This window comes from Mesorhizobium sp. M5C.F.Ca.IN.020.29.1.1 (assembly GCF_003997375.1).
In the GTDB taxonomy this organism is placed as follows: domain Bacteria; phylum Pseudomonadota; class Alphaproteobacteria; order Rhizobiales; family Rhizobiaceae; genus Mesorhizobium; species Mesorhizobium wenxiniae.
Genome location: NZ_RZSW01000597.1, coordinates 1 through 3,547 on the forward strand (window position 1 = coordinate 1; position 3,547 = coordinate 3,547).

Sequence of the window (3,547 nt, forward strand, 5' to 3'; positions counted from 1 at the left end):
GCGCGAAGCCGCCCGCCGATATCAAACGCTTACTTCAGTTCGACCTTGGCGCCGGCTGCTTCCAGCTGGGCCTTGAACTTGTCCGCGTCGGCCTTGGAAACGGCTTCCTTGACCGGCTTCGGGGCCGCCTCGACCAGGTCCTTGGCTTCCTTGAGACCAAGACCCGTGATGGCGCGAACTTCCTTGATGACGTTGATCTTCTGAGCGCCCGCCTCGGTGAGGACGACGTCGAATTCCGTCTTTTCCTCGACCGGAGCAGCAGCAGCCGCGGCACCGCCAGCGGCGGCAACCGCCACCGGAGCAGCAGCGGAAACGCCCCACTTTTCTTCCAGAAGCTTCGACAGCTCGGCCGCCTCGAGGACGGTCAGCTTCGAAAGGTCGTCTACGATCTTTGCCAGATCAGCCATTGCAATATTCCTTCATAAGGTTCGAACGTGTGTTTGTGATAGCGAGGAACGGCCTCATGCCGCCTCGTCCTTCCGGGCGTAAGCGCCGATGACACGCGCGACCGAAGCCGCAGGCGCATTGACGATCTGGGCGATCCGGGTTGCCGGCGTGGCGATCATGCCAACCAGCCTGCCGCGCAGCTCATCGAGCGACGGAAGTGTGGCGAGTGCCTTCACACCGTCGGCGTTGAGCGAGGTGATGCCCATTGCGCCGCCGAGAATGACGAGCTTGTCATTTCCCTTGGCGAAATCGGACGCGACCTTCGGCGCCGCAATCGGATCCTCCGAATAGGCGATCAGCGTCTGTCCCTTGAACAGGTCGATGATCGATGCGGAGTCCGTGCCCTGAAGAGCGATTTTGGCGAGACGGTTCTTCGCGACTTTGACGGTGCCACCGGCGACACGCATTTTCGACCGAAGGTCGTTCATTTGCGCGACGGTGATACCGGCGTAGTGGGCCACGACGACTGAACCAGCGCCCGAAAACGCTTCATTCAGGCCCGTGACGAGTTCGCGTTTTTCCGCTCTGTCCACTGCCTATCTCCAGTTGACCCCTGCCTCATTACGAGGACAGGCGTCGGGTTGCCTTTTGCCGGCCGGGCCATCCAGTAACGGATCTCCCGAACGACGCTCGAGGATCCTGCCCCCTTTCGCCACACCAGCCGGCAAGCCGAATGGTGCGCAGACAAAAGGCAAACACGGTTCGAACCTTTCATTGGAGCAGTCGCTCCGTTGTCCGGTCTTCACCCGTCTCATGCAGGCCCACATGAATTAAGGCCCCCCTTGAACTAAGGCTTGGGGCCGCCCGCAATCTCGGACAGGATGTCCGGAAGCCTTCCGACTTCCGGTACCGGGCCGCCAAGATAAGTCGGAGGCCCGGAATTCTGTTTGCGGATCAACTCTTTAGCGGCCGATCCGAATGGTTCGTATCAGGACGCCGCCAGCGTCGAGACGTCGAGCTTGAGGCCAGGGCCCATCGTCGAGGTGACCGACACCTTCTTGACGTAGTTGCCCTTGGCGCCAGCCGGCTTCGCCTTGTTCACCGCGTCGGCGAAGGCGCGGACATTCTCTTCCAGCGCCTTGACGTCGAACGAGACCTTGCCGACGCCGCCATGCACGATGCCGGCCTTCTCGACGCGGAACTCGACCGCGCCGCCCTTCGACGCCTTGACGGCGGCGGTAACGTCGGTGGTGACAGTGCCGACCTTCGGGTTCGGCATCATGCCGCGCGGGCCGAGCACCTTGCCCAGACGGCCGACCAGCGGCATCATGTCCGGCGTGGCGATGCAGCGATCGAAGTCGATCGTGCCCTTCTGGACGATGTCGACCAGATCCTCGGCGCCAACGATATCGGCGCCGGCCGCCTTGGCTTCCTCGGCCTTGTCGCCACGCGCGAAAACGGCGACGCGGACGGTACGGCCGGTGCCGTTCGGCAGATTGACCACGCCACGGACCATCTGGTCGGCATGGCGCGGGTCGACACCCAGGTTCATCGCGATTTCAACGGTCTCGTCGAACTTCACCGAGGACCGGTCCTTGAGCAGCTTCAGCGCATCACCCAAGGCATAAGCCTTGTTGGGATCGATGCCTTCGCGGGTCTTCGATACACGCTTTGCAATCTTTGCCATGATCTCAGCCCACCACTTCCAGACCCATCGAGCGGGCGGAGCCCTCGACCATGCGCATGGCCCCCTCGATATCGGTTGCGTTCAGATCCTTCATCTTCTGCTCGGCGATGGCGCGCAACTTGTCGCGGCCAATCGTGCCGGCCTTGACCTTGCCCGGCTCCTTCGAGCCCGACTTCAGGTTCGCGGCCTTCTTCAGGAAATAGCTCACCGGCGGCGTCTTCATGACGAAGGTGAACGACTTGTCCTGGTAGTAGGTGATCACGACCGGAATCGGCGATCCCTTTTCCATTTCCTGGGTCTGCGCGTTGAACGCCTTGCAGAACTCCATGATGTTGATGCCGCGCTGACCAAGCGCCGGTCCGATCGGGGGCGACGGCGTAGCCGAACCCGCGGAAACCTGGAGCTTGAGCTGGCCTGCAATTTTCTTAGCCATCTCTTTCCTGCCTTTGTCTCATGCCGGCCCCACTATCGGGCAACACCGGCGGTTGCAGTCTGGTGGTGCGGTTCTTGTGGCCGGCTAAAGCCGCATTCGCCTCCCACCCGTGTTGGCCGCGCGATTTCCTCGCCGCCTCCCCTCACCGCCGAACGGCGACAGGGATTTCGGATCAGCCCTTTTCGACCTGCCCGAATTCGAGATCGACCGGCACGGCGCGCCCGAAGATCGAAACTTCCACCTTGAGCCGCGCCCGCTCCTCGTCCACTTCCTGGACGAAACCGTTGAACGACGCGAACGGACCGTCCGAGACGCGGATCGCCTCGCCGATCTCGAAAGTGACCGAGGGCTTCGGCCGCTCGACGCCCTCCTGAACCTGGTTCAGGATGCGCTGGGCCTCGGTCTCGGTGATCGGCACCGGCTTCGAGTCACCCAGGAAGCCGGTGACCTTCGGCGTGTTCTTGACGAGCGAGAACACCGCGTCGGTCAGGTTGGCCTTCAGGAGCACGTAGCCCGGGAAGAACTTGCGCTCGGCATCGACCTTGCGGCCGCGGCGTATCTCGACGACCTTCTCGGTCGGCACGACGATCTGCTCGATGTCAGCGGACAGGCCTTTCTGTTTGGCCTTGTTCTCGATGTCCTCGGCGACCTTTTTTTCAAAGTTCGAATAGGCGTGGACGATGTACCACCGCGCAGTCATTTCAAGACTTCTCCGTAATCGCCGGACTTAGCGTCCGATGCCCAGAATCTGCTCGACCGCGAGGCCCATGAGCTGATCGGCGGTAAAGAAAAAGATCATCGCGATCACAGCGAACGCCAGGACCATCACCGTCGAGATCATCGTTTCGCGCCGCGACGGCCAAGTCACCTTGGCGGTCTCCGAGCGAACTTGCTGGAGAAAGACGAATGGATTTGTGGTTTTCGAAGCCATGTGCCGCTCTGTCTGCAAGACCCGTTGACCGGATCTCCTGGATGATCCCGCTGGCCGGGATGTGCCGCCTGAGCCTGTGTTCGCGCCGAATCAGCGCAATCATTTCGCC

Annotated in this window: 6 protein-coding genes; all 6 read right to left on the reverse strand. The window is 61.8% G+C overall.

The window, feature by feature from the left end; all coding sequences use genetic code 11:
* Positions 1–29: 29 nt before the first annotated feature.
* Positions 30–407, reverse strand: coding sequence for a 50S ribosomal protein L7/L12 (gene rplL / locus EOA85_RS30435; protein ID WP_023680442.1), 378 nt, complete (start codon positions 405–407; stop codon positions 30–32).
* 54 nt (positions 408–461) lie between these two features.
* A complete protein-coding gene (rplJ, locus tag EOA85_RS30440) occupies positions 462–980 on the reverse strand; it encodes a 50S ribosomal protein L10 (protein ID WP_127212206.1) in 519 nt (172 codons plus the stop codon).
* A gap of 395 nt (positions 981–1,375) precedes the next feature.
* Positions 1,376–2,074, reverse strand: coding sequence for a 50S ribosomal protein L1 (gene rplA / locus EOA85_RS30445; RefSeq protein WP_127212207.1), 699 nt, complete (start codon positions 2,072–2,074; stop codon positions 1,376–1,378).
* Between the two features lie 4 nt (positions 2,075–2,078).
* Complete coding sequence (gene rplK, locus EOA85_RS30450; RefSeq protein ID WP_095517172.1) at positions 2,079–2,507, reverse strand: 50S ribosomal protein L11; 429 nt, start codon at positions 2,505–2,507, stop codon at positions 2,079–2,081.
* A 172-nt stretch (positions 2,508–2,679) separates the two neighbouring features.
* On the reverse strand, positions 2,680–3,207 hold the full coding sequence (gene nusG, locus EOA85_RS30455; RefSeq protein WP_006202141.1) for a transcription termination/antitermination protein NusG: 528 nt from the start codon (positions 3,205–3,207) through the stop codon (positions 2,680–2,682).
* A 27-nt stretch (positions 3,208–3,234) separates the two neighbouring features.
* On the reverse strand, positions 3,235–3,438 hold the full coding sequence (gene secE / locus EOA85_RS30460; RefSeq protein ID WP_029352158.1) for a preprotein translocase subunit SecE: 204 nt from the start codon (positions 3,436–3,438) through the stop codon (positions 3,235–3,237).
* Between the last annotated feature and the right edge of the window lie 109 nt (positions 3,439–3,547).